This is a genomic window from Geodermatophilus sp. CPCC 205761 (assembly GCF_051383655.1).
Taxonomy (GTDB): Bacteria; Actinomycetota; Actinomycetes; order Mycobacteriales; family Geodermatophilaceae; genus Geodermatophilus.
This window is the reverse complement of the sequence record NZ_JALPKQ010000014.1, coordinates 21,733-43,268: the sequence shown is the minus strand read 5'-3', so window position 1 is coordinate 43,268 and position 21,536 is coordinate 21,733. Positions and strand designations below refer to the sequence as shown.

The 21,536-nt window shown below is 75.1% G+C and carries 26 protein-coding genes; 20 read left to right on the top strand and 6 right to left on the bottom strand.

Annotated elements, in window-relative coordinates:
* Nucleotides 1-94 precede the first annotated feature (94 nt).
* From infA to truA, 8 genes are all read left to right on the top strand, one after another.
* A complete protein-coding gene (infA, locus tag MY526_RS10830; RefSeq protein WP_012950459.1) occupies nt 95-316 on the top strand; it encodes a translation initiation factor IF-1 in 222 nt (73 codons plus the stop codon).
* A 72-nt stretch (nt 317-388) separates the two neighbouring features.
* Nucleotides 389-502, top strand: a complete 114-nt coding sequence (gene rpmJ / locus MY526_RS10825) for a 50S ribosomal protein L36 (RefSeq protein ID WP_012950458.1) — start codon at nt 389-391, stop codon at nt 500-502.
* 14 nt (nt 503-516) lie between these two features.
* Nucleotides 517-897, top strand: coding sequence for a 30S ribosomal protein S13 (gene rpsM / locus MY526_RS10820; protein ID WP_436692601.1), 381 nt, complete (start codon nt 517-519; stop codon nt 895-897).
* Between the two features lie 96 nt (nt 898-993).
* Nucleotides 994-1,401, top strand: a complete 408-nt coding sequence (gene rpsK, locus MY526_RS10815) for a 30S ribosomal protein S11 (RefSeq protein ID WP_014377968.1) — start codon at nt 994-996, stop codon at nt 1,399-1,401.
* Nucleotides 1,402-1,436: 35 nt separating this feature from the next.
* Nucleotides 1,437-2,063 (top strand): 30S ribosomal protein S4, encoded by a 627-nt coding sequence (gene rpsD / locus MY526_RS10810; RefSeq protein WP_436692602.1) that lies wholly within the window; start codon nt 1,437-1,439, stop codon nt 2,061-2,063.
* Nucleotides 2,064-2,199: 136 nt separating this feature from the next.
* Nucleotides 2,200-3,264 carry a DNA-directed RNA polymerase subunit alpha gene (locus tag MY526_RS10805; RefSeq protein ID WP_436692603.1) on the top strand — a complete coding sequence of 355 codons (1,065 nt, stop codon included), beginning with the start codon at nt 2,200-2,202 and terminating at the stop codon, nt 3,262-3,264.
* Nucleotides 3,265-3,419: 155 nt separating this feature from the next.
* A complete protein-coding gene (gene rplQ / locus MY526_RS10800) occupies nt 3,420-4,160 on the top strand; it encodes a 50S ribosomal protein L17 (protein ID WP_436703877.1) in 741 nt (246 codons plus the stop codon).
* A 43-nt stretch (nt 4,161-4,203) separates the two neighbouring features.
* Entirely contained in the window at nt 4,204-5,043 is an 840-nt protein-coding gene (gene truA, locus MY526_RS10795) for a tRNA pseudouridine(38-40) synthase TruA (protein ID WP_436692605.1), read from the top strand.
* Between the two features lie 56 nt (nt 5,044-5,099).
* On the opposite strand, the gene MY526_RS10790 is transcribed toward truA, so the two are convergent.
* The gene (locus MY526_RS10790) at nt 5,100-5,762 is read right to left on the bottom strand and encodes an NAD(P)-binding oxidoreductase (RefSeq protein WP_436692606.1); all 663 of its coding nucleotides are present in this window, start codon (nt 5,760-5,762) and stop codon (nt 5,100-5,102) included.
* 10 nt (nt 5,763-5,772) lie between these two features.
* On the bottom strand, nt 5,773-6,384 hold the full coding sequence (gene mobA / locus MY526_RS10785) for a molybdenum cofactor guanylyltransferase (RefSeq protein WP_436692607.1): 612 nt from the start codon (nt 6,382-6,384) through the stop codon (nt 5,773-5,775).
* Between the two features lie 42 nt (nt 6,385-6,426).
* On the opposite strand from mobA, the gene fdhD reads away from it, so the two are divergent.
* Entirely contained in the window at nt 6,427-7,254 is an 828-nt protein-coding gene (gene fdhD, locus MY526_RS10780) for a formate dehydrogenase accessory sulfurtransferase FdhD (protein ID WP_436692608.1), read from the top strand.
* 42 nt (nt 7,255-7,296) lie between these two features.
* Here the strand turns inward: fdhD and MY526_RS10775 are convergent, their stop codons facing one another.
* The 3 genes from MY526_RS10775 to moeA are packed head-to-tail and all read right to left on the bottom strand — an operon-like array spanning nt 7,297 to nt 9,460.
* Nucleotides 7,297-7,791 (bottom strand): MogA/MoaB family molybdenum cofactor biosynthesis protein, encoded by a 495-nt coding sequence (locus tag MY526_RS10775; RefSeq protein WP_436703876.1) that lies wholly within the window; start codon nt 7,789-7,791, stop codon nt 7,297-7,299.
* Complete coding sequence (gene moaC, locus MY526_RS10770) at nt 7,788-8,261, bottom strand: cyclic pyranopterin monophosphate synthase MoaC (protein ID WP_436692610.1); 474 nt, start codon at nt 8,259-8,261, stop codon at nt 7,788-7,790. The genes MY526_RS10775 and moaC overlap by 4 nt, the downstream gene beginning before the upstream one ends.
* Complete coding sequence (gene moeA / locus MY526_RS10765) at nt 8,258-9,460, bottom strand: molybdopterin molybdotransferase MoeA (protein WP_436703875.1); 1,203 nt, start codon at nt 9,458-9,460, stop codon at nt 8,258-8,260. Before moeA ends, moaC begins: the two co-directional genes overlap by 4 nt.
* Before the next feature lie 43 nt (nt 9,461-9,503).
* On the opposite strand from moeA, the gene MY526_RS10760 reads away from it, so the two are divergent.
* The 11 genes from MY526_RS10760 (at nt 9,504) to MY526_RS10710 (ending at nt 20,865) form a co-directional block, all read left to right on the top strand.
* Nucleotides 9,504-10,484: a PfkB family carbohydrate kinase gene (locus tag MY526_RS10760; protein ID WP_436703874.1), complete on the top strand. Its 981-nt coding sequence runs from the start codon at nt 9,504-9,506 to the stop codon at nt 10,482-10,484.
* Between the two features lie 122 nt (nt 10,485-10,606).
* Nucleotides 10,607-11,101, top strand: a complete 495-nt coding sequence (locus MY526_RS10755; protein WP_436692613.1) for a beta-class carbonic anhydrase — start codon at nt 10,607-10,609, stop codon at nt 11,099-11,101.
* Nucleotides 11,102-11,322: 221 nt separating this feature from the next.
* A complete protein-coding gene (gene rplM, locus MY526_RS10750; protein WP_436692614.1) occupies nt 11,323-11,766 on the top strand; it encodes a 50S ribosomal protein L13 in 444 nt (147 codons plus the stop codon).
* Nucleotides 11,763-12,182: a 30S ribosomal protein S9 gene (gene rpsI, locus MY526_RS10745; protein ID WP_436692615.1), complete on the top strand. Its 420-nt coding sequence runs from the start codon at nt 11,763-11,765 to the stop codon at nt 12,180-12,182. The genes rplM and rpsI overlap by 4 nt, the downstream gene beginning before the upstream one ends.
* Nucleotides 12,183-12,193: 11 nt before the next feature.
* On the top strand, nt 12,194-13,534 hold the full coding sequence (glmM, locus tag MY526_RS10740; RefSeq protein ID WP_436703873.1) for a phosphoglucosamine mutase: 1,341 nt from the start codon (nt 12,194-12,196) through the stop codon (nt 13,532-13,534).
* Between the two features lie 81 nt (nt 13,535-13,615).
* Nucleotides 13,616-15,478, top strand: a complete 1,863-nt coding sequence (glmS, locus tag MY526_RS10735) for a glutamine--fructose-6-phosphate transaminase (isomerizing) (protein ID WP_436703872.1) — start codon at nt 13,616-13,618, stop codon at nt 15,476-15,478.
* A gap of 108 nt (nt 15,479-15,586) precedes the next feature.
* On the top strand, nt 15,587-16,447 hold the full coding sequence (locus MY526_RS10730; protein ID WP_436703871.1) for an alpha/beta fold hydrolase: 861 nt from the start codon (nt 15,587-15,589) through the stop codon (nt 16,445-16,447).
* 189 nt (nt 16,448-16,636) lie between these two features.
* The gene (locus MY526_RS10725) at nt 16,637-17,026 is read left to right on the top strand and encodes a holo-ACP synthase (protein WP_436692619.1); all 390 of its coding nucleotides are present in this window, start codon (nt 16,637-16,639) and stop codon (nt 17,024-17,026) included.
* Entirely contained in the window at nt 17,023-18,480 is a 1,458-nt protein-coding gene (locus tag MY526_RS10720) for an NAD(P)H-hydrate dehydratase (RefSeq protein ID WP_436703870.1), read from the top strand. Before MY526_RS10725 ends, MY526_RS10720 begins: the two co-directional genes overlap by 4 nt.
* Before the next feature lie 73 nt (nt 18,481-18,553).
* Nucleotides 18,554-19,690 carry an alanine racemase gene (alr, locus tag MY526_RS10715; protein ID WP_436695321.1) on the top strand — a complete coding sequence of 379 codons (1,137 nt, stop codon included), beginning with the start codon at nt 18,554-18,556 and terminating at the stop codon, nt 19,688-19,690.
* A complete protein-coding gene (locus tag MY526_RS10710; RefSeq protein ID WP_436703869.1) occupies nt 19,690-20,865 on the top strand; it encodes an alpha/beta fold hydrolase in 1,176 nt (391 codons plus the stop codon). The genes alr and MY526_RS10710 overlap by 1 nt, the downstream gene beginning before the upstream one ends.
* Here the strand turns inward: MY526_RS10710 and MY526_RS10705 are convergent, their stop codons facing one another.
* Nucleotides 20,866-21,522 (bottom strand): TIGR04222 domain-containing membrane protein, encoded by a 657-nt coding sequence (locus MY526_RS10705; protein WP_436703868.1) that lies wholly within the window; start codon nt 21,520-21,522, stop codon nt 20,866-20,868.
* Nucleotides 21,523-21,536 lie beyond the last annotated feature (14 nt).

Sequence of the window (21,536 nt, the reverse complement as noted above, 5' to 3'; positions counted from 1 at the left end):
ACCTGTTCTGTAGACAACCGAGCACGCCCGCCGGGGTATCGGCATGGGCACGCGAGGACACCAGCACCACCGAGTCAGGGAGGCCGTGTAGGGCATGGCGAAGAAGGACGGGGCCATCGAGGTCGAGGGTCGCGTCGTCGAGCCGCTGCCCAACGCGATGTTCCGGGTCGAGCTGCAGAACGGGCACCGGGTGCTCGCCCACATCAGCGGCAAGATGCGGCAGCACTACATCCGCATCCTGCCCGAGGACCGCGTGGTCGTGGAGCTCTCGCCCTACGACCTGACCCGCGGTCGCATCGTCTACCGGTACAAGTAACCCGCCGTTGTGCGCCCGGCCCATCCGGGCGGCGCGCTCGGCGCACGATCTGAGGAATGAGGGGCGGCACCGGTGAAGGTCCAGCCGTCGGTGAAGAAGATCTGCGACAAGTGCAAGGTGATCCGCCGGCACGGCCGGGTCATGGTCATCTGCGACAACGCCCGCCACAAGCAGCGGCAGGGCTGAGGGAGTACCTGGACATGGCACGACTGGCCGGCGTCGACCTGCCCCGCGAGAAGCGGATGGAGATCGCGCTCACCTACATCTACGGCATCGGCAAGTCCCACGCGAAGGAGACCCTGGCCGCGACGGGCGTAAGCCCCGACCTGCGCGCCAAGGACCTCTCGGACGAGGACCTGCTGAAGCTGCGTGACTACATCGACGAGCACTTCCGCGTCGAGGGTGACCTGCGCCGCGAGGTGGCCGCCGACATCCGCCGCAAGGTGGAGATCGGCTGCTACCAGGGGCTGCGTCACCGTCGCGGACTGCCCGTCCACGGTCAGCGCACCCGCACCAACGCGCGCTCGAGCAAGGGCCCGCGCAAGACCATCGCCGGCAAGAAGAAGGCCGGCAAGAAGTAAGCCGTAGAGCGCGCCGTCGCAGCGACCCGTGAGGGCGGGGGCGACGGCGCGCGACGTGCTTCACCTGGCCACTGATCAGAGAGAAACCGGAGAGACATGCCTCCCAGGGCTCGCGCCGCGGCTGGTGCCAAGAAGGTCCGCCGCAAGGAGAAGAAGAACGTCGCCCACGGCGCCGCGCACATCAAGAGCACCTTCAACAACACGATCGTCTCGATCACCGACCCCAACGGGAACGTGATCAGCTGGGCCTCGGCCGGCCACGTCGGCTTCAAGGGCTCGCGCAAGTCCACTCCGTTCGCCGCGCAGATGGCTGCCGAGAACGCCGCGCGCAAGGCGCAGGAGCACGGCATGCGCAAGGTGGACGTCTTCGTGAAGGGCCCCGGCTCCGGCCGGGAGACCGCCATCCGGTCCCTCCAGGCCACCGGCCTCGAGGTCGGCCAGATCCAGGACGTCACCCCGCAGCCGCACAACGGCTGCCGCCCCAAGAAGCGCCGCCGGGTCTGACCGGCCACTGACGAGACGAACGAGGAGTACCTGACGTGGCCCGTTACACCGGAGCCGACTGCCGCCTGTGCCGGCGCGAGAAGATGAAGCTGTTCCTCAAGGGCAGCAAGTGCGAGTCCCCCAAGTGCCCGATCGAGATCCGGCCCTACCCGCCGGGCGAGCACGGCCGTGGCCGCACCAAGGACAGCGAGTACCTGCTGCAGCTCCGCGAGAAGCAGAAGGCCCGCCGCATCTACGGCGTGCTGGAGAAGCAGTTCCGCGGCTACTACGAAGAGGCCAACAAGAAGTCGGGCAAGACCGGTGAGGTCCTGCTGCAGATCCTCGAGTCGCGCCTGGACAACGTGGTCTACCGGGCCGGCTTCGCCGAGTCCCGCGACATGGCCCGCCAGCTGGTGCGCCACGGTCACATCCGGGTGAACGGCCGCAAGGTCGACATCCCGTCGTACCGCGTGACCGCGAACGACATCGTCGAGGTCGCGGAGAAGTCGCGCCGGATGATGCCCTTCGAGGTGGCCCAGGCCCGCGCCGGCGAGCGCCCCGTGCCCCCGTGGCTCGAGGTCATCACCAGCCAGCTGCGCGTGCTGGTCCACAGCATCCCGGCCCGCCAGGTGATCGACACCCCGGTCCAGGAGCAGCTGATCGTCGAGCTCTACTCGAAGTGAGAGCTTCCTGAGGGGCCGGGATGCATCCCGGCCCCTCAGGAGACGGCCCCGGCGGGCGGACCGATGCCCGCGGAGCCGGCACCACCCCCTCACGGCGTCATATGGCGGTCGCCGGAGGACACGAAGGAGAACCACCATGCTCATCGCACAGCGCCCCACGCTGACCGAGGAGACCATCTCGGAGCAGCGCTCGCGGTTCGTCATCGAGCCGCTCGAGCCCGGCTTCGGCTACACCCTCGGCAACTCGCTGCGCCGCACGCTCCTGTCCTCGATCCCCGGCGCTGCTGTCACCAGCATCCGGATCGAGGGGACCCTGCACGAGTTCACCACCGTGCCCGGGGTCAAGGAGGACGTCACCGAGATCATCCTCAACCTCAAGGGCCTGGTCGTCAGCTCCGACTCCGACGAGCCGGTGACGATGTACCTGCGCAAGCAGGGCCCCGGCGAGGTCACCGCCGCCGACATCGCCCCCCCGGCCGGTGTCGAGGTGCACAACCCCGAGCTGCACATCGCGACGCTCAACGGCAAGGGCCGGCTGGAGATCGAGCTGGTCGTCGAGCGTGGCCGCGGCTACGTGCCCGCGCCGCAGAACAAGCAGCCGGGCCAGGAGATCGGCCGGATCCCCGTCGACTCCATCTACTCGCCGGTCCTCAAGGTGACCTACGCCGTCGAGGCGACCCGCGTCGAGCAGCGCACGGACTTCGACCGGCTGGTCGTCGACGTCGAGACCAAGCCGTCGATCGCCCCCCGGGACGCGATCGCGAGCGCCGGCTCCACGCTGGTCGAGCTGTTCGGCCTGCTGCGCGAGCTGAACATCGACGCCGAGGGCATCGAGGTCGGCCCGAGCCCGGCCGAGGCCGCCGACATCGCGAACTTCTCGATGCCGATCGAGGACATGGACCTCACCGTCCGGTCCTACAACTGCCTCAAGCGCGAGGGCGTGCACACCGTCGGTGAGCTCGTCACCCGCTCGGAGGCCGACCTGCTCGACATCCGCAACTTCGGGGCCAAGTCCATCGACGAGGTCAAGATGAAGCTGGCGGCCATGGGCCTGGCGCTCAAGGACAGCCCGCCCGGGTTCATCCCCACCTCGGTGGAGAGCTACGACGAGGGCTACGAGACCGACGCGTACCACGGCACCGCCGAGTACGGGGACATCGAGTACAGCGACGGGTCCTACCAGGAGACCGAGCAGCTCTGAGCTGCACGGTCGTCCGGGCCGGGCGGCGGGGCGACCCGCCGTCCGGCGCCGTCGTCCGGACAGCCACACTGAAGCGACGCACAGCACCACGGATGACAGATCCATGGACGACGTGGCCCGGCCCTCCCAGCCCGGCCGCCTGAGGAAGGACCGACATGCCCACCCCCACCAAGGGCCCCCGTCTCGGCGGGTCCCCCTCGCACGAGCGGCTGATGCTGGCCAACCTGGCCACGTCGCTGTTCGAGCACGGGCGGATCACCACCACCGAGGCGAAGGCCAAGCGGCTGCGCCCGCTGGCCGAGAAGCTGGTCACGTTCGCCAAGCGCGGTGACCTGCACGCCCGGCGTCAGGTGATGACGACCATCCGGGACAAGAGCGTCGTCCACACGCTGTTCGCCGAGATCGGCCCGCGGTTCGTGAACCGTCCGGGTGGCTACACCCGCATCACCAAGGTCGGTCCGCGCAAGGGTGACAACGCCCCCATGGCCGTCATCGAGCTGGTCGAGGGCCTGACCGTGGCCCAGGAGGCCGTCGGCGAGGGCGAGCGCGCCCGGGGCACCCGGTTCGCCAGCGGCGCCGGTGCGGCCGCGGCCTCCGGTGAGGTCACCGCCGACGCGCTCGAGTCGTCCTCCGCCGGGGCCGGCACCGGGGAGACCGGGGACGCCGAGGCGCAGCAGATCGTCACCGACGTCTTCACCCCCGACGACGAGCGGCAGGACGACGGCGACGTCACTCCCGAGCCGAAGGCCGAGAACGCCGCGGTCGTCGATGACCCGGCCCTCTCGCCCGAGGTCGCCGCGGCCGCCGCTGCCGAGGTCGAGGCCGCCGAGCTGGGCGACGCCGCCACCGCCGGCACCCAGGCCCCCGGTGGCGAGGCAGCGCCCGACCCCAAGTGAGCGGTCGCTGACCACTCCCTCGCCGGGCGCGGAGCCCAGCACCGTGCACGACATCGACGAGCCCGCCACCGCACCCGGTGGCGGGCTCGTCCGTCTCCGGCTGGCGATCTCCTACGACGGCACCGCGCTGCACGGCTGGGCCCGCCAGCCGACGCTGCGGACCGTGCAGGGCGATCTCGAGGAGGCGCTGCGCACGGTGCTGCGCTGCCCCGTCGAGCTGACCGTCGCCGGGCGCACCGATGCGGGCGTGCACGCCACCGGGCAGGTGGCCCACGCCGACGTACCGCGGGACGTGTGGGAGCAGCACCGGGCGAAGCTGGTCCGCCGGCTGCGCGGGGTGCTGGCGCCGGACGTCGCGGTTCCCGCCGTGGACGAGGCGCCGGCCGACTTCGACGCGCGTTTCGGTGCGCTCCGTCGTCACTACGTCTACCGGCTGAGCGACGCCGACTCCGGCCCCGCGCCGCTGCGCCGGCTGGACACCGTCGGCTGGCCGCGCCGGCTGGACGTCGAGGCGATGCAGCGGGCCGCCGGGCTGCTCCTGGGCGAGCACGACTTCGCCGCCTTCTGCCGGCGCCGGGAGGGGGCGACCACCATCCGCACCCTGCTGGCCCTGGCGGTGTCCCGCGACGGGGAGCTGATCGAGGTCCGGGCGTCGGCCGACGCCTTCTGCCACTCGATGGTGCGCAGCCTGGTCGGCGCCCTGCTGGCCGTGGGAGAGGGGCGGCGTCCGCCCGAGTGGCCGGCCGGGTTGCTGGCGCGCACCCGGCGGGCCGACGAGGTGCCGGTCGCTCCGGCGGGGGGCCTGACCCTCGTGGGCGTCGACTACCCGCCGGACGCCGAACTGGCCGGCCGCGCGCAGGTCACGCGGGCCCGCCGGGTGTGAGACCGTCCCCTGCCGGGGTCCCGCCGCGAGCCTGCGCGGGGGGCAGGGGTCCGCTGTCACGGGAGGGCGGCGACCGCCTCGGCGATCGGCGTCGGACCGCTGACCAGCTCGGCCACCACGTCGGCGGTGCCCGCGTCGAGGAGGGCGACCAGCACCGCGGCCACGTCGTCCCGGGGCACCTCGCCGTCCTCGATGCCGTGGCGGAGGGTCACCCGGCCGGTGCCCGGCTCGTCGGTCAGCCGCCCCGGCCGGACGATCACCGTGTCCAGCGCCGGCCGGGGCAGGACGGCGTCCTCGGCGGCGAGCTTGGCCTGCAGGTAGGCGGCGAAGACGGGGTCCATCCCGCGCGGCGTCCCCTGCCGGGCCTGCTCGACGCCCATCGAGGAGACGAGCAGGTAGCGCCGGACCCCGGCGCGCTCGGCGGCGTCCGCGAGCAGGACGGCGGCGCCCCGGTCGACGGTGTGCTTGCGGGCCGCGCCGCTCCCCGGCCCGGCGCCGGCGGCGAACACGACCGCGTCAGCGCCCTCGACGACGCGCGCGACGTCGTCCACCGGAGCCCGTTCGAGGTCGAGGACGGCCGGCTCCACGCCGTCCTCCCGCAGGTCGGACCCGTGGTCGGGGTTGCGGACGATGCCCACGACGGCGTCGCCCCGGGCCGACAGCAGGCGGCCGAGGCGGCGGGCGATCTGCCCGTGGGCTCCGGCGATGACGACGCGCATGGTCCCGGGCCTACCCGCGGCGGCGCCGGCGCACCCGGTCGGCCTCGGCGGCCGCGGCCCGCGCCCGGGCGAGGTCGGCCGGGGTGTCGCAGTCGGTCCAGGGCGGCGGCTGGCCGGGCTGGAGCACCGGGCGCAGCCGGCGCACCGCCAGCGGCGCGAGCACCTTGCGCACCGACGTCGGCCCGCGGACCCCGGCCACCGCGTCGCGCAGTGCCGCCGTGCGCCACACGCCGAGCAGCAGCTGGTCCTGGTCGGTGTCGTCCACGACCAGCACGCCGTCCCCGGTCAGCCGCTCGCGCAGTTCCCGGACCAGCCCGGCGGTGAGGAACGGCAGGTCGCCGGCGAGCACGGCGACGACCTCGGTCGGCACCAGGTCCAGGCCGGCCCGCATGGCCGCCACCGGGCCGCCGCGCGGCGGCTCCTCGCGGACGACGGTGACGTCCGGCGGCACCGGCTGGGGCGGTCCGACGACGATCCGCGGCTCGGCGTCGCGGACGGCGGACAGGACGGCGGCGAGGATGCTCCGGCCGCCGACGTCCAGCTGGGGCTTGGCCTGCCCGCCCATGCGGGCCGCGCGCCCGCCGGCGAGGACGACGGCGGCGTAGGGCGGCAGCTCGGGCACACCGAGACCGTAGAGGTCCGGACGTGGGTACCGTCGCCGTTCGTGGGACGAGTGACCAGCCGGACACCGGTGCTGCGGATCCGCGGGTCGGCGCGGACGACCCGCCCGGACACCGTGGCGGCCGAGGAGCCGCTGGAGATCCGGCTGTCCGGCACCCCGCTCGCGGTGACCATGCGCACCCCCGGCCACGACTTCGACCTGGTGCACGGGTTCCTGGCCACCGAGGGCGTGATCGCCGGATCCGACGACGTCCTGGGGCTGCGGTACTGCGACTCCGTCGACGCCGAGGGCCGCAACACCTACAACGTCGTCGACGTCGACCTCGCGCCCGGCGTGGAGCCGCCGGACACGGCGCTGGACCGGAACTTCTACACGTCGAGCTCGTGCGGGGTGTGCGGCAAGGCGAGCATCGACGCCATCCGCACCCGCACGCGGCACGACATCGCCGCCGACGGCACGCGGGTGAGCCTGGAGACGCTGCTGGCGCTGCCGGACCGGCTGCGGGCGGCGCAGGAGGTGTTCGACCGGACCGGTGGCCTGCACGCGGCCGGCCTGTTCACCGCCGACGGGGAGCTGGTCGCGCTGCGCGAGGACGTCGGCCGGCACAACGCCGTCGACAAGGTGGTCGGGGACGCGCTGCGTGTCGGGCGGCTGCCGCTGCCCGGGCACGTGCTCATGGTCAGCGGCCGGGCCAGCTTCGAGCTGACGCAGAAGGCGGCGATGGCGGGCATCCCGGTGCTCGCCGCGGTTTCGGCGCCGTCGTCCCTGGCCGTGGAGCTGGCCGCCGACGTCGGGATCACCCTCGTCGGCTTCCTCCGCGGCGACGGCTGCAACGTCTACACCCGCACCGAGCGCCTCACCGGGGTCTGAGCGGAGTCGCCGGTGACGGAATCCTTCACCGGACGACTCCGCTCAGGTGTGGTCGCCGCCGCGGAGCTGGCTGACCACGTGCGGCAGCAGCGGGCCGAGCACGGCCAGGCCGTCGCGCACGCCGCCGGTGGAGCCGGGCAGGTTGACGATCAGCGTGCGGCCGGCCGTCCCGGCCAGCCCGCGGGACAGCACCGACGTCGGCACCTCCGGCTCGCCGTACCGGCGGACCGCCTCGGCGACGCCCGGTGCCTCCCGCTCGATCACGGCGCGGGTCGCCTCCGGGGTGACGTCGGTGGGGGAGAGCCCGGTGCCGCCGGTGGTGAGGACGACGTCGGCGCCGGAGGCCACGGCCTCGCGCAGCACCTCCTCGAGCAGCGCCACGTCGTCCTCGCGGACGTGCGGGCCGTCCACGGCGAAGCCGAGCGCCCGGAGCCCCTCGGCCAGGGCCTGACCGCTGCGGTCGGGGTAGACGCCGGCGGCCGCGCGGTTGGACGCGGTGACGACGACGGCGCGGGCGCCCGGCGGGAGGTCGCTCACCGCCGCCACTCCCCGCTCTTGCCGCCGGACTTGGCCAGCAGGCGGACGTCGGTGATCGAGGCCCGCGGGTCCACCGCCTTGACCATGTCGATCACGGTGAGCCCGGCGACGGCGACCGACGTGAGCGCCTCCATCTCCACGCCGGTGCGGTCGGCCGTGCGCGCGGTCGCGGTGATCTCGACGGCGTCGTCGGCGACGGTCAGGTCGACGGTGACGCCGTGCAGGGCGATGGGGTGGCACAGCGGCACGAGGTCGGGGGTGCGCTTGGCACCCGCGATGCCGGCGATCCGCGCGACGGCGACGGCGTCGCCCTTCGGCACGCCCTCGCCGCGGAGCAGCGCGACCACCTCGGAGCTGACCAGCACCCGCCCGGCGGCCGTCGCCTCCCGGGCGGTGACCGGTTTGGCGGAGACGTCGACCATCCGGGCGGCGCCGGCCTCGTCGACGTGGGTCAGGCGCGGTTCCGTCACTGGAGGGCTCCTTCGATCAGCACGACGTCCACCGGGGCGCCGGCGGGCAGTTCGGTCACGTCCTCGGGGACGACGACCAGGCAGTTGGCGCGGGCCAGGTGCGCCACCAGGTGCGAGCCCGGCCCGCCCACCTGGGACACCTGCCCGCCGTCGTAGCGGCCGCGGAGGAACTGCCGCTTGCCGGCGGGGGAGCGCAGCGGGGCGGTGAGCGTGGCCGGGGCGCGCAGCCGGCCGGGGGCGGCGTGGCCGAGCGCGCGGCGCAGCGCCGGGCGCACGAACACCTCGAAGGAGACGAACGCGCTCACCGGGTTGCCGGGCAGCGTGACCACCGGGATCCCGTCCACCGTGCCCGCGCCCTGCGGCCCGCCCGGCTGCATGGCCACCTTGACGAACTCGACCGTGCCGAGGGCGCGGAAGGCGTCCTTGACGACCTCGTACGCGCCGGCGCTCACCCCGCCGCTGGTCACCAGCAGGTCGGCCGTGGCCAGCTCGGCGCGGACCGTGGCGAGGAACTGGTCGACGTCGTCCGGGACGAAGTGCAGCCGCCGCGCCGTTCCGCCGGCGTCCTCCACCGCGGCCACCAGCAGCGCGGAGTTCGACTCGTAGATCTGACCGGGGAGCAGCGGGGCGCCGGGCTCGACCAGCTCGCTGCCGGTGGAGAGCACCAGCACGCGGGGCCGGCGGCGCACCGGCAGCGCGCGCACGCCGACGGCCGCGGCCAGGCCCAGCTGCGCGGCGCCCAGCGGGGTGCCGGCCGTGAGCGCGACCGTGCCCGCGGCGATGTCCTCGCCCGCGGAGCGCACGTGGGTGCCGGCCGCGGGCACCTCGCGGATCTCCACGACGTCGGTGCCGCCGTCGGTGGACTCGACCGGCACCACGACGTCGGCGCCCTCGGGCAGCGGCGCGCCGGTCATGATCCGCTGCACCGTGCCGGGCGCCAGCGGGACGACGTCGGTGCGCCCGGCGGGGACGTCGTCGGACACCGGCAGCCGCACCGGGGTGGTGGACACCTCGGCCCAGCGTGCGGCGTAGCCGTCCATCGCGGAGTTGTCGAAGCCGGGCAGGGCCACGCGGGCCGGCACGTCGCGGGCCAGGACCCGGTTGTGGGCGGCCGCCAGTGGCACCTCCTCCTCCGCGAGCGGGGACAGGAGCGCGGCCACGACCGCCTGGTGTTCCTCGACCGTGCGCACGGGGCACATCCTGACCGATCACCGACGGCAGTCGACCGGGAGGGAGCCGCGCATGGCCGACGTGGTGGTCCTCGGACAGGTCGGCCGGGACCTCGTGCTCCGGGTCGGCGCGCTGCCGGAGGCCGGCGGCTCGGCGGTGGTCACCGAGCGTCGGGAGGTGCTGGGCGGCAAGGGTGCGAACCAGGCGGTGACGCTGGCCCAGCTGGGCGTGCCGGTGGCGCTCGTCGGCGTCGTCGGCACCGACGGGCCGGGCGCGGAGGCCCTGGCGCAGGCGGCCGCCGACGGGATCGACGTCTCGGCGGTGCGGCGGCGCCGGGGGGCCACGACGGCGCTGCTGGTCGACGTCGTCGCCGACGGCGGGGCGCGGCGGCTGCTCGAAGACGTGCCCGACGCCGTGCGGCTCACCCCGGAGGACGTCGCGGCGGCCGCGGACCAGCTCGCGGCGGCGCAGCTGGTGATCCTGCAGCTGCAGCAGCCCGCCGCCGCGGTCCGGGCGGCCCTGGACCGGGTGCCGGCCGGCGCGGTGGTGGTCGCCGACGGCGCCCCGGCCGACGCGGCGACCCGCGCGGCGGTCCTGGCCCGCGCCGACGTCGTCCGGGCCGACACGGCCGAGGCCGCCCCGCTGACCGGCCGGGAGCCGACCGGGCCGGAGGAGCTGGCGGAGGCGGCCGCCGAGCTGCTGACCGCCGGGCCCCGGGTGGTCGCGATCGGTGCGGGGGAGGCCGGCGACCTGGTCTCCTGGCGGGCCGGCCCCCGGCTCGGGGTCGCGGCCGAGGAGCTCGAGGTGGACCCGGAGTGGGCCGACGGAGAGGTGCTCGTGCCGCTGCTCGGCGGGCCGCCGGCCGATCCGACCGGCGCCGGGGACGCCTATGTCGCCACGCTGGCCGCCACGCTGCTCGGCGGCGGAGCACCGGAGGACGCGGCCTGGGCGGCGTCGGCGGCCGCCTGCCTCACCGTGGCGCACGCCGGCGGCCGCCCGGACCTCAGCCCGGAGGCGGTGCGCCGGGTCGTCCGCCGGGCCCGCGCCTACTGACCGGCCTCCGGGGCTCCCGCCGGCGCGGATCACCGCCGTCCCGGTGTGAGCCCGGGCCCACCCGGGCGCCGGCGCACTCCCCGCCGATAGGGTCGGCCGGAAGTCGTCGGGAGGGGACGGGCGTGGCGGAGTTCGAGAAGATGCTGACCGCGAACGAGGAGTGGGCGAGGAGCTTCCCCGGCGAGCTGCCGGTGCGCCCGGCCCGGCAGGTGGCGGTCGTCGCCTGCATGGACTCCCGGATGCCACTGTTCCCCCTGCTGGGGCTGGCGGTCGGCGACGCGCACGTGATCCGCAACGCCGGCGGGGTGGTCACCGAGGACACCATCCGCTCCCTGACCATCTCCCAGCACCTGCTGGGCACCCGCGAGATCGTCCTGGTGCACCACACGAACTGCGGGCTGCAGGCCACCGACGACACCGCCTTCGCCGACCTGGTCGAGCGGGCCACGGGACGGCGTCCGCCGTGGGCGGCGCGGGCGTTCGTCGACGTCGAGGACGACGTCCGGGAGTCGATGCGACTGCTGCGCGACTGCCCCTACCTCGTCTCGCGGGAGATCTGCGGGAGCGTCTACGACGTGGCCACCGGGCGGCTGAACCCGGTCGCGCTGGAGGTCTGAGAAGGGGCCCTCCTGCCCACCGCCCCTCGCTCCGCTCAGGGGCGGGCCCCTGAAGGAGGGCCGTTCCGGCACGTCTCCTCGCGGCTGGGCCCGGACGGCGACTGGTATCGTGACCGGTTGGCGCGCGGAGTCGGCTGGTGCCCGCGCGCGTTGCACCGTCTCCCGTGTTCGGTGAGGCGATCCCACCAGCCGATCCGACAACGACGGAGGACACGAGCGCCGTGCGCACGTACACCCCCAAGCCCGGCGAGGTCAGCCGGGCCTGGCACGTCATCGACGCCACTGATGTGGTGCTCGGTCGACTCGCCAGCCAGACCGCGATCCTGCTCCGCGGCAAGCACAAGCCCCAGTACGCCCCGCACGTCGACGTCGGTGACTTCGTCGTGATCGTCAACGCCGGCAAGGTGGCGCTGACCGGGTCCAAGCGCGACGACAAGGTCGCGTACCGCCACTCGGGTTACCCGGGCGGCCTCAAGACGATCAACGTCGGCGACCAGCTGCGCACGCACCCCGACCGCGTCGTGGAGCGGGCGATCAAGGGGATGCTGCCGCACAACACCCTGGGCCGGCAGATGCTCAAGAAGCTCAAGGTGTACGCCGGGCCCGAGCACCCGCACGCCGCGCAGCAGCCCCAGCCCTTCGAGATCAAGCAGGTGGCCCAGTGACGACCGCACTGACCGTGACCGACGCCGAGGGGCGTCCGGTGCAGACCGTCGGCCGGCGCAAGGAGGCCATCGTCCGGGTGCGTCTCCTGCCCGGTACCGGCCAGTTCCGGCTCAACGGCCGCACCATCGAGGACTACTTCCCCAACAAGGTGCACCAGCAGCTCATCCGTGAGCCGTTCGTGATCCTGGAGAAGGGTGAGCAGTACGACGTCGTCGGCATCCTCCACGGTGGCGGCGTCAGCGGTCAGGCCGGCGCGCTGCGCCTGGCGATCGCCCGTGCCCTCATCGAGGTCGAGCCCGACGACCGTCCGGCGCTGAAGAAGGCCGGCTTCCTCACTCGTGACGCCCGCGTCACCGAGCGCAAGAAGTACGGGCTCAAGAAGGCCCGCAAGGCGCCTCAGTACTCGAAGCGCTGACCGGTACGCCCGTGGGTCGCCTCTTCGGGACCGACGGCGTCCGGGGTCGGGCCAACGCCGACCTCACGCCGGAGTTGGCCCTCTCGGTGGCACGTGCTGCCGCCGGCGTGCTCGCCGACCGCGACGGGACCTCGCGTCCCGTCGCGGTCGTCGGCCGCGACCCCCGCGCCAGTGGGGAGATGCTCGAGGCCGCCGTCGTGGCGGGCCTCGCCAGTGCCGGTGCGGAGGTGCTGCGCGCCGGGGTGCTGCCCACCCCGGCGATCGCGCACCTGACCGCGGACACCGGCGCCGACCTCGGCGTGATGATCTCCGCCAGTCACAACCCGATGCCCGACAACGGCATCAAGCTCTTCAGCCGCGGCGGTCACAAGCTGCCCGACGCCCTCGAGATCGCGATCGAGCAGGCCGTCGCCGACGGCACGGCGGGGCACCGGCCGACCGGTGCCGGGATCGGCCGCGTCCGCGACCTCCCCGGTGCCGCCGAGAGCTACGCGCAGCACCTGCTGTCGACGGTGGCGCAGCCGCTCACCGGCCTCACCCTCGTCGTCGACTGCGCGCACGGCGCGGCCGCGACCGTCGCGCCCGAGGTCTACCGCCGGGCCGGCGCGACGGTGCACGTCATCGGTGGCGAGCCCGACGGCTGGAACATCAACGACGGCATCGGCTCCACCCACCTCGGGCCGCTGATGAAGGCGGTCGCGGAGGTCGGCGCCGACCTCGGCATCGCCCACGACGGGGACGCCGACCGGTGCCTGGCGATCACCGCGACCGGGGACACCGTCGACGGCGACGCGATCCTGGCGATCTGCGCGCTGGCCCTCCACGAGCGCGGCGCGCTGGCCGGCGAGACCGTCGTCGCCACGGTGATGAGCAACCTCGGCTTCCACCACGCCATGCGCGGCGCCGGGATCGCGGTGCACACCACGGCGGTCGGCGACCGCTACGTGCTCGAGGCGCTGCGTGCGCAGGAGCTCAGCCTGGGCGGCGAGCAGAGCGGCCACCTGGTCTTCCTCGACCACGCCACCACCGGTGACGGCCTGCTGACCGGGCTGGCCCTGCTCTCGCGCATGGCGGCCACCGGGTCGTCGCTGGCCGAGCTCGCCTCGGTGGTGCAGCGCCTGCCGCAGACCCTGGTCAACGTGCCCGTGCGGGACCGGCTGGCGGTCGCCGAGAGCGACGCGGTCGCCGACGCGGTGAACGCCGTCGAGGCCGAGCTCGGCGCCGACGGCCGGGTGCTGCTGCGCCCGTCGGGCACCGAGCAGCTGGTGCGCGTGATGGTCGAGGCCCCCACCCAGGAACAGGCCGACAGCATCGCCGAGCGGCTGGCCGCGGTCGTCGCCTCCTGCAACTGACCGCTCCCGCGGCGGACTGAGGCGAGGCTCTCGCTCGATCGAGGGACGGCTCCGGCCGCGGTCGCCGGTACCCTCGACGAAATGTGCGGAATCGTGGGATACGTCGGCCCGCAGAACGCCCTGGACGTCGTCGTCGAGGGTCTGCGCCGGCTGGAGTACCGGGGGTACGACTCGGCAGGGGTCGCCGTCCTGGCTGACGGGACGATGACGACGGCCAAGAAGGCCGGCAAGCTGGCCAACCTGGAGAAGCTGCTCGCCGAGCACGCGCTGCCCCCGTCGACGATCGGGCTCGGCCACACCCGGTGGGCCACGCACGGCGGCCCCACCGACCGCAACGCCCACCCGCACGTCTCCGCGGACGGCAAGGTCGCGGTCATCCACAACGGGATCATCGAGAACTTCGCCGCCCTCCGTGCGGAGTGCGAGGCCGCCGGCGTCGAGTTCAGCTCCGAGACCGACACCGAGGTCGCCGCGCACCTGCTCGCGCGTGCCTACGCGCAGACCCCGGACGGGCCGGGCCGGCTGGCCGAGGCGATGCGCGCCGTCAGCCGCCGCCTGGAGGGTGCCTTCACCCTCGTCGCCTCGCACGCCGACGAGCCGGACACCCTCGTCGCCTCCCGCCGCAACAGCCCGCTGGTGGTCGGCGTCGGTGACGGCGAGTACTTCCTCGGCTCCGACGTCGCCGCCTTCATCGCGCACACCCGCGAGGCGCGCGAGCTCGGCCAGGACCAGGTCGTCGAGATCGACCGGGCCCGCGGGCTGACGGTCACCGACTTCGCCGGCAGCGTCGTCGAGCCGGTGGCCTACACCGTCGACTGGGACGCCGCGGCCGCCGAGAAGGGCGGCCACGACTGGTTCATGCTCAAGGAGATCGCCGAGCAGCCGCAGGCGGTCGCCGACACCCTGCTCGGCCGGATCGGCGACGACGGCGCGCTGATGCTCGACGAGGTCCGGCTGTCCGACCAGGACCTGCGCGACATCGACAAGATCTTCGTCGTCTCGTGCGGCACCTCGTACCACGCCGGCCTGATCGCGAAGTACGCCATCGAGCACTGGACCCGGATCCCGGTCGAGGTCGAGGTGGCCAGCGAGTTCCGCTACCGCGACCCGGTGCTGGACCGCTCCACGCTCGTCGTCGTCATCAGCCAGTCCGGCGAGACCATGGACACCCTGATGGCGCTGCGGCACGCCAAGGACCAGAAGGCCCGCGTGCTGGCCATCTGCAACGTCAACGGCTCGACCATCCCGCGCGAGTCCGACGCCGTCCTGTACACCCACGCCGGGCCGGAGGTCGCGGTCGCCTCGACCAAGAGCTTCCTGGCCCAGATCGTGGCCTGCTACCTCGTCGGGCTCATCCTCGCCCAGGTGCGCGGCGTGAAGTACGCCGACGAGATCGCCGCCATCGTCGAGGACCTGCGCCGGCTGCCGGACGCCGTGGCCGAGGTGCTGCTGCAGATGGAGCCGGTGCGCGAGCTCGGCCGCTCGCTGGCCGGCGCCAACACGATCCTGTTCCTGGGCCGGCACGTCGCCTACCCGGTGGCGCTCGAGGGCGCGCTCAAGCTCAAGGAGCTGGCCTACATCCACGCCGAGGGCTTCGCCGCGGGCGAGCTCAAGCACGGGCCGATCGCGCTGATCGACGAGGGGACACCGGTCGTCGTCGTCGTCCCGTCGCCGCGCAGCCGGGAGTCGGTGCACGGCAAGGTGGTCTCCAACATCCAGGAGGTCCGGGCCCGCGGGGCGCGCACCATCGTGATCGCCGAGGAGGGCGACGAGGACGTCGTCCCGTACGCCGACCACGTGATCCGGGTGCCGCGGACGCCGACGCTGATGGCCCCGGTGGTCACCACCGTGCCGCTGCAGGTGCTGGCCTGCGAGATCGCCGACACCCGCGGCTACGACGTCGACCAGCCGCGCAACCTGGCGAAGTCGGTCACCGTCGAGTGACGGCGGCCTGAGCCTCGCCCGAGCGCCGGCGGCGCCCGGGACCTCAGCGACGGCACCGTCGAGGCAGGACGGCGGTCGGGGGTGACGGGACGGGTCCGAGCGGGGAGCATGACCTCCACGCCGCCGTCCGGTCGCCCGTTCGATCCGGCAGGACCCGGTCGAGGGAACACGCGCTGCCCGGCCGGCCTGGCCACTCGGACCAGCTCAGCCGCCGACGACGGGACCGCGGATGAGCACCGTGCACGGCCACGAGAGCCCGGCGGACGAGTTCCGTCGCGTCACATCGGTCGATGGCACCTCCCTCGTCGTGGAGCGGGTCACCAGGGGACCGGCGGTGGTGGTGATGGTCCCGGGCGGACCGAACGGCCGGCGGGTGTGGGCCGCCGTTGCGCACGGCTCGACGGGACCCATTCCTGCTGGCTGATGGACCGACGCGGCAAGGGCGACTCCGGTGACACCGCCCCCTACAGCCTGGAGCGTGAGTACGAGGACGTCACGGCCGTGGCCGGCTCCTTCGACGAACCGGTCCTCGTCGCCGGTCACTCCTCCGGGGCGGTCTGCGTCCTCGGCGCGGCGACCCGTGGTGCCCGGCTGACCGGCCTGGTCCTCTACGAACCGCCCTGGCCGCACGCCGGCTGGCACCCGACCGCCGAGGGCGCCGACGAGATGGACGAGTTCATCGCTGCCGGCCGACCGGAACGCGCGCTGGAGTTCGGTCTGCGGGAACTCGTCGGGATGCCTGCGGCGGCCGTGGCGGCGATGCGGGGCGGCCCCGGATGGGCCGACCGGGTCGCGCTGGTCCACACCTGGCCCCGGGAGGTCAGGGAGATCACCCGGCTACCGGCCGACCTGGCGCCGCTGCGCTGGATCGCCGCCCCGGTGCTGCTCCTCGACGGCGAGAGGAGCCCGGCACACCACCGACAGGCCACATCCGGTATCGCAGCGGCTCTGCCGAACGCGACCGTGTGACCGAGCTGCCCGGCCAACACCACGCTGCCCTGCAGATGGCGCCACAGCTCGTGGCGGACGCCATCCGGGCCTTCCGGCCCCCGTCCCGGCCTGAGCGGTCCGCCGGCCGGCCGGACGGTCCGTCCACCACCCTGCACGGCCGGACGGGCGGGACGGCGGGGTGCGCGGCGGCACGGCAGACTGATCGTCGTGATCATCGGCGTGGGGATCGACGTGGTGCCGGTGGACCGCTTCGCCGAGTCGCTGACCCGCACCCCCGGGCTGCGCGACCGGCTGTTCACCGCCGCCGAGCAGAGCACGCCGTCTGGCACGCCCCGCAGCGGGGAGTCGCTGGCCGCCCGGTTCGCCGCCAAGGAGGCCGTGGCCAAGGCACTCGGCGCCCCCGGCGACCTGCAGTGGCACGACGCCGAGGTGTGCGTCGGCGACCGCGGCCGACCGCACCTGGAGGTCCGGGGCACGGTCGCCGGCCGCGCCGCGATGCTCGGCGTCACCTCGTGGCACGTGTCGCTGAGTCACGACGGCGGGATCGCCTCCGCGGTGGTCGTCGCCGAGGGCGTGCCGCGGGGCGCCGAGGCGTGATCCCGCTCTTCACCGCCGGGGAGGTCCGCGACGCCGAGGCGCCGCTGCTGGCCGCGACCCGCGAGGGCGAGCTCATGCAGCGGGCCGCGACGGGCCTGGCCACGGTCTGCCTGCGGCTGCTCGGCCGAGCACACGGCGTGCGGGTCACCGCCTTGGTCGGTGCGGGCAACAACGGTGGCGACGCCCTGTTCGCCGGCGCGCAGCTGGCCCGGCGCGGCGCCCGGGTGACCGCCGTCCTCCTGGACGCCGAGCGCGCGCACGCCGCAGGCCTGGCGGCCCTGCGCGCCGCCGGCGGCCGGGTCACCGCGCCGGGCGCGCCGACCGGGCTGGACCGCGCCGACCTCGTCCTGGACGGGATCGTCGGCATCGGCGGCACCGGTGGCCTGCGCCCGGCGGCCGCGGCGCTGGTAGAGCGGGCCGCGACCGGCCCGGGCCTGATGGTCGCCGTGGACGTGCCGAGCGGCGTGGACGCGAGCACGGGCGCGGTCCCCGGCGCGGCGTTCCCGGCCCAGCACACGGTCACCTTCGGCGCGGTCAAGGCCGGCCTGGTGGTGGGGGAGGGCCGCGGGTACGCCGGCGCCGTCCACCTCGTCGACATCGGGCTGGACCTGCCGGCCGCCTCGGTGCACCGGCTGACCGACGCCGACGCCGCGGCCCGCATCCGGCCGCCGCACGCGGGCGACGACAAGTACACGCAGGGCGTCGTCGGTGTCGTGGCGGGCTCCGCCACCTACCCGGGGGCCGCCGTCCTCTGCACGGGGGCGGCGCTGCGCACCCGACCGGGGCTGGTCCGCTACGCCGGGACGGCGGCCGACGGCGTGCGGGCCGCCTGGCCGGAGACGATCGTGACCGCGGGCCGGCCGAGCGACGCCGGCCGGGTGCAGGCATGGGTGGTCGGCCCCGGCATGGGCACCGACGACGACGCCCGCAGCGTGCTGGCCGAGGTGCTGGCCACCGACCTGCCGGTGCTGGTGGACGCCGACGCGCTGACGATGGCGGCGCAGGACCCCGCCCTGGTGCGCGACCGGACCGCGCCGACCGTGCTCACCCCGCACGACCGGGAGTTCGCGCGGTTCGGTCAGGAGGTCGGGGACGACCGGATCACCGCGGCCCGCCGCCTGGCCGCCGACCTGGGTGCCGTCGTCCTGCTCAAGGGCGACGCCACCGTGGTCGCCGGCCCCGACGGCACCGCCTACGTCAACGGCACCGGCACCCCCTGGCTGGCGACGGCCGGCACCGGCGACGTCCTCTCCGGCATCGGCGGGGCGTTGCTGGCCACCGGGCTGCCGGCCGTGGAGGCGGCCGCGGTCGCCGCGCACGTGCACGGGCGGGCGGGGCAGGTGGCGGCCGAGGGCGGGCCGCTGATCGCCGGCGACCTGGTGCGCCGGCTGCCTGCGACGCTGGCCCGCCTGCACGGGGAGCCGGCCGCCGGCCTGGGAGACTCGACGGCGTGACCGAGCTCGCGAGGTCACGCGGAGGCACAGCACGATCCGGCACGTCTCCGACGAGCGCACGCGAGGAGGGGACGTGACGAACCGAGCCCGCGCGGAGGTGGTGGTCGATCTCGACGCCATCGCCGCCAACACCGCCGCGCTGCGCGAGCGCGTCGGCCGGCCGCTGATGGCCGTGGTCAAGGCCGACGGCTACGGGCACGGCATGGTGCCGGCCGCCCGGGCCGCGCTGGCGGGGGGCGCCGACGCGCTGGGGGTCGCGGTCCTGGAGGAGGCGCTGGCGCTGCGCGCGGCCGGCGTCACCGCTCCGGTGCTCGCCTGGCTGCACACGCCGGGCACCGACTACGCCGCCGCGCTCACCGCCGACGTCGAGCTGTCGGTCAACGCGGAGTGGGGCCTGGCCGAGGTGGTCGCGGCGGCCCGTGCCACCGGCCGCACCGCCCAGCTCCACCTGTTCGCCGACACCGGGCTGTCCCGCGAGGGGGCCACCGAGGCCGACTGGCCCGGCCTCGTCGCCGCGGCGGCCCGCGCTCAGGCCGACGGCGAGGTCGAGGTGGTCGGGCTGTGGAGCCACATGGCCTACGCCGACGCCCCCACGCACCCGACCATCGGCGCGCAGGTCCGCGTGTTCGAGGAGGCGGTCGCGATCGGGCGGGCGGCCGGGCTGACCGACGCCCGGCTGCACCTGGCCAACTCCGCGGCCACCGTCGCGCTGCCCGAGACCTGGTACGACATGGTCCGGCCGGGCGTCGCGATCTACGGCCTCGACCCGCTCGGCGGGGACCCCGCGGTCCACGGGCTGCGCCCGGCGATGACGGTGCGGGCGTCGGTCGCGCTGACCAAGCGGGTGCCGGCCGGCGTCGGCGTCTCCTACGGGCACACCTACTTCCCGGAGGCCGAGACCACGCTCGTCCTCGTGCCGGTCGGCTACGCCGACGGCGTGCCGCGGGCGGCCGGGAACCGCGCCCCCGTCCTCGCCGCCGGGGCGCAGTGGACGATCGCCGGCCGGGTCTGCATGGACCAGTTCGTGCTCGACGTGGGCGACGCCGAGGTGCGGGCCGGCGACGAGGTCCTGCTGTGGGGGCCGGGGGACCGGGGCGAGCCGACGGCGCAGCAGTGGGCCGACGCCGTCGACACCATCCACTACGAGCTGGTCACCCGGATCGGGGGCCGCTTCGTCCGCCGGCACGTCGGCTCGGCGGGGGCGGTCTGATGGCGGCCCGCAAGCCCGCCAAGCGCACCGGGCACCACCACCGGGTCGGGATCGTCGGCGCCGTCCTCGGCCTGGCCGCCGCGGGTACCGCGGTCGGCGTCGCGGTCAGCCGGGCCGCGGCCCGCCGGGTGGGGGCCGAGCGGCTGGGGTCGGCGGCCGGGCTGCCGGCCGGGGCCTCGGACGCCGAGCTGCGCGAGGACGACCCGCTGGGCGCCGCGGCCCGGCCGGCCGACCGGACGGCGCTGGTGCTGGCCGACGACGGCGTGCTGCTCGACGTGGAGGAGGTCGGCCCGGCCGACGCGCCGCTGACCGTCGTCTTCGTGCACGGCTACACGATCTCGATGGCGTCGTGGACCTTCCAGCGGCGGGCGCTGGGCGCGGAGCTCGCCACGGCCAACGGCTCGCGCCCCACGGCCCGGCTGGTCTTCTACGACCAGCGCGGCCACGGCGCCTCCGGCCGCGGGCCTGCCGAGCACTCGACGATGGAGCAGCTGGGCCGCGACCTGGCGCGGGTCGTCGAGTCGCGGGCGCCGCGCGGGCCGGTGGTGCTCGTCGGCCACTCGATGGGCGGGATGACGGTCATGGCGCTGGCGGCGCTGCGGCCGGAGCTGTTCGGCACGAAGATCGTCGGCGCCGCGCTGCTGAGCACGTCCAGCGGCAACCTCGCCGACCTCGACTTCGGCATGCCGGAGCTGCTCACCCGGGTCCGGGCGGCGCTCTTCCCGGTCGCGGCGTTCACGATGCGCCGGAGGCCGGCGTTCGCCGAGCGCACCCGCCGGCTGGCCGCCGACCTGATCTCGCACGTCACGTGGTCGCTGTCGTTCGCCTCCGCCGACGTCGACCCCGCCCTGGGCCGCTACGTCGACTCGATGATCGCCGGCACGCCGGTCGAGGTGATCGCGGAGTTCTACCCGGCGCTGGCCGGCATGGACCACACGGCCGCACTCGAGCCGCTGCGCGCGGTGCCGACCCTGGTGCTCACCGGCGACCGGGACACCCTCATCCCGGGCGAGCACAGCGAGGCGATCGTGGAGCGGCTGCCCGACAGCGAGTACGTCGTCGTCCCCGACGCCGGGCACATGGTGCTGCTCGAGCAGCCCGATGTGGTCACCGCGGCGATCTCGGGGCTGCTGCGCCGGGTGGTCGCCGAGCTGCCGGCCGCCGCCGGCCGCTGATCAGAGTCCGCCGTAGGGCGTCCACGTGCCGCCGGGGTTGGCCGGCCCGCCGGGCGCGTACCACCCGGTGTGGGCGTTCTGGTGCCGGTCGAGCCGTCCGTCGGGTGGGGCGGCGGGTGCGGGCGCGAACCGGCGGCGCAGCCCGGTGCCGGTCGGCTCGGTCGCGGCGGCCGGCCGCTCGAAGACCCGCTCGCGCAGCCCGGCGTCGGTCATGGCCTGTCGCCCGCCCAGCGCCACCTCGCCGGCGGGACCACGGCCGGCCAGCACCGCCGCGGCCTCGGCGAGCACCCGCCTGCCCGCCGGGGTGGGGGCGGCTGCCGCCGCCGGGTGCAGCAGCCGGGCGACGGCGGCCCGGCGGAGCAGGCCGGCCTCGGTGAGCCGCGCGCCGACGGCGGTCAGCCGGTCGTCGCCCGTGGCACGCCACTGGATCGTGTCGGCCGAGCGGTGTCCGTGCGTCCCCACCGCGTCGAGCACCGCCGCCTCCACCGGGTGCCGGCGGGTGGGCCGGACGGCGGCCAGCAGCCCCGGCGAGGGGGCGCGGACCCGGCCGGCCAGCACCAGGGCGACCAGCGCGGTGTCCACCACCCGCGCCGGGCCGCCGGAGAGGTACGCGACCTCGTACAGGTCGAGCTCGCTCGCGGAGCGGGGCCCGGTCATGGCCGTCCACCTCC

Excerpts from the sequence above, each read along its gene's own strand:
- infA (WP_012950459.1), top strand. The coding sequence starts at position 95 with ATGGCGAAGAAGGACGGGGCCATCGAGGTCGAGGGTCGCGTCGTCGAG.
- rpsM (WP_436692601.1), top strand. The coding sequence starts at position 517 with ATGGCACGACTGGCCGGCGTCGACCTGCCCCGCGAGAAGCGGATGGAG.
- rpsK (WP_014377968.1), top strand. The coding sequence starts at position 994 with ATGCCTCCCAGGGCTCGCGCCGCGGCTGGTGCCAAGAAGGTCCGCCGC.
- MY526_RS10805 (WP_436692603.1), top strand. The coding sequence starts at position 2,200 with ATGCTCATCGCACAGCGCCCCACGCTGACCGAGGAGACCATCTCGGAG.
- rplQ (WP_436703877.1), top strand. The coding sequence starts at position 3,420 with ATGCCCACCCCCACCAAGGGCCCCCGTCTCGGCGGGTCCCCCTCGCAC.
- MY526_RS10790 (WP_436692606.1), bottom strand. The coding sequence starts at position 5,762 with ATGCGCGTCGTCATCGCCGGAGCCCACGGGCAGATCGCCCGCCGCCTC.
- moeA (WP_436703875.1), bottom strand. The coding sequence starts at position 9,460 with ATGTGCCCCGTGCGCACGGTCGAGGAACACCAGGCGGTCGTGGCCGCG.
- MY526_RS10760 (WP_436703874.1), top strand. The coding sequence starts at position 9,504 with ATGGCCGACGTGGTGGTCCTCGGACAGGTCGGCCGGGACCTCGTGCTC.
- glmS (WP_436703872.1), top strand. The coding sequence starts at position 13,616 with ATGTGCGGAATCGTGGGATACGTCGGCCCGCAGAACGCCCTGGACGTC.
- MY526_RS10730 (WP_436703871.1), top strand. The coding sequence starts at position 15,587 with ATGACCTCCACGCCGCCGTCCGGTCGCCCGTTCGATCCGGCAGGACCC.
- MY526_RS10710 (WP_436703869.1), top strand. The coding sequence starts at position 19,690 with ATGGCGGCCCGCAAGCCCGCCAAGCGCACCGGGCACCACCACCGGGTC.
- MY526_RS10705 (WP_436703868.1), bottom strand. The coding sequence starts at position 21,522 with ATGACCGGGCCCCGCTCCGCGAGCGAGCTCGACCTGTACGAGGTCGCG.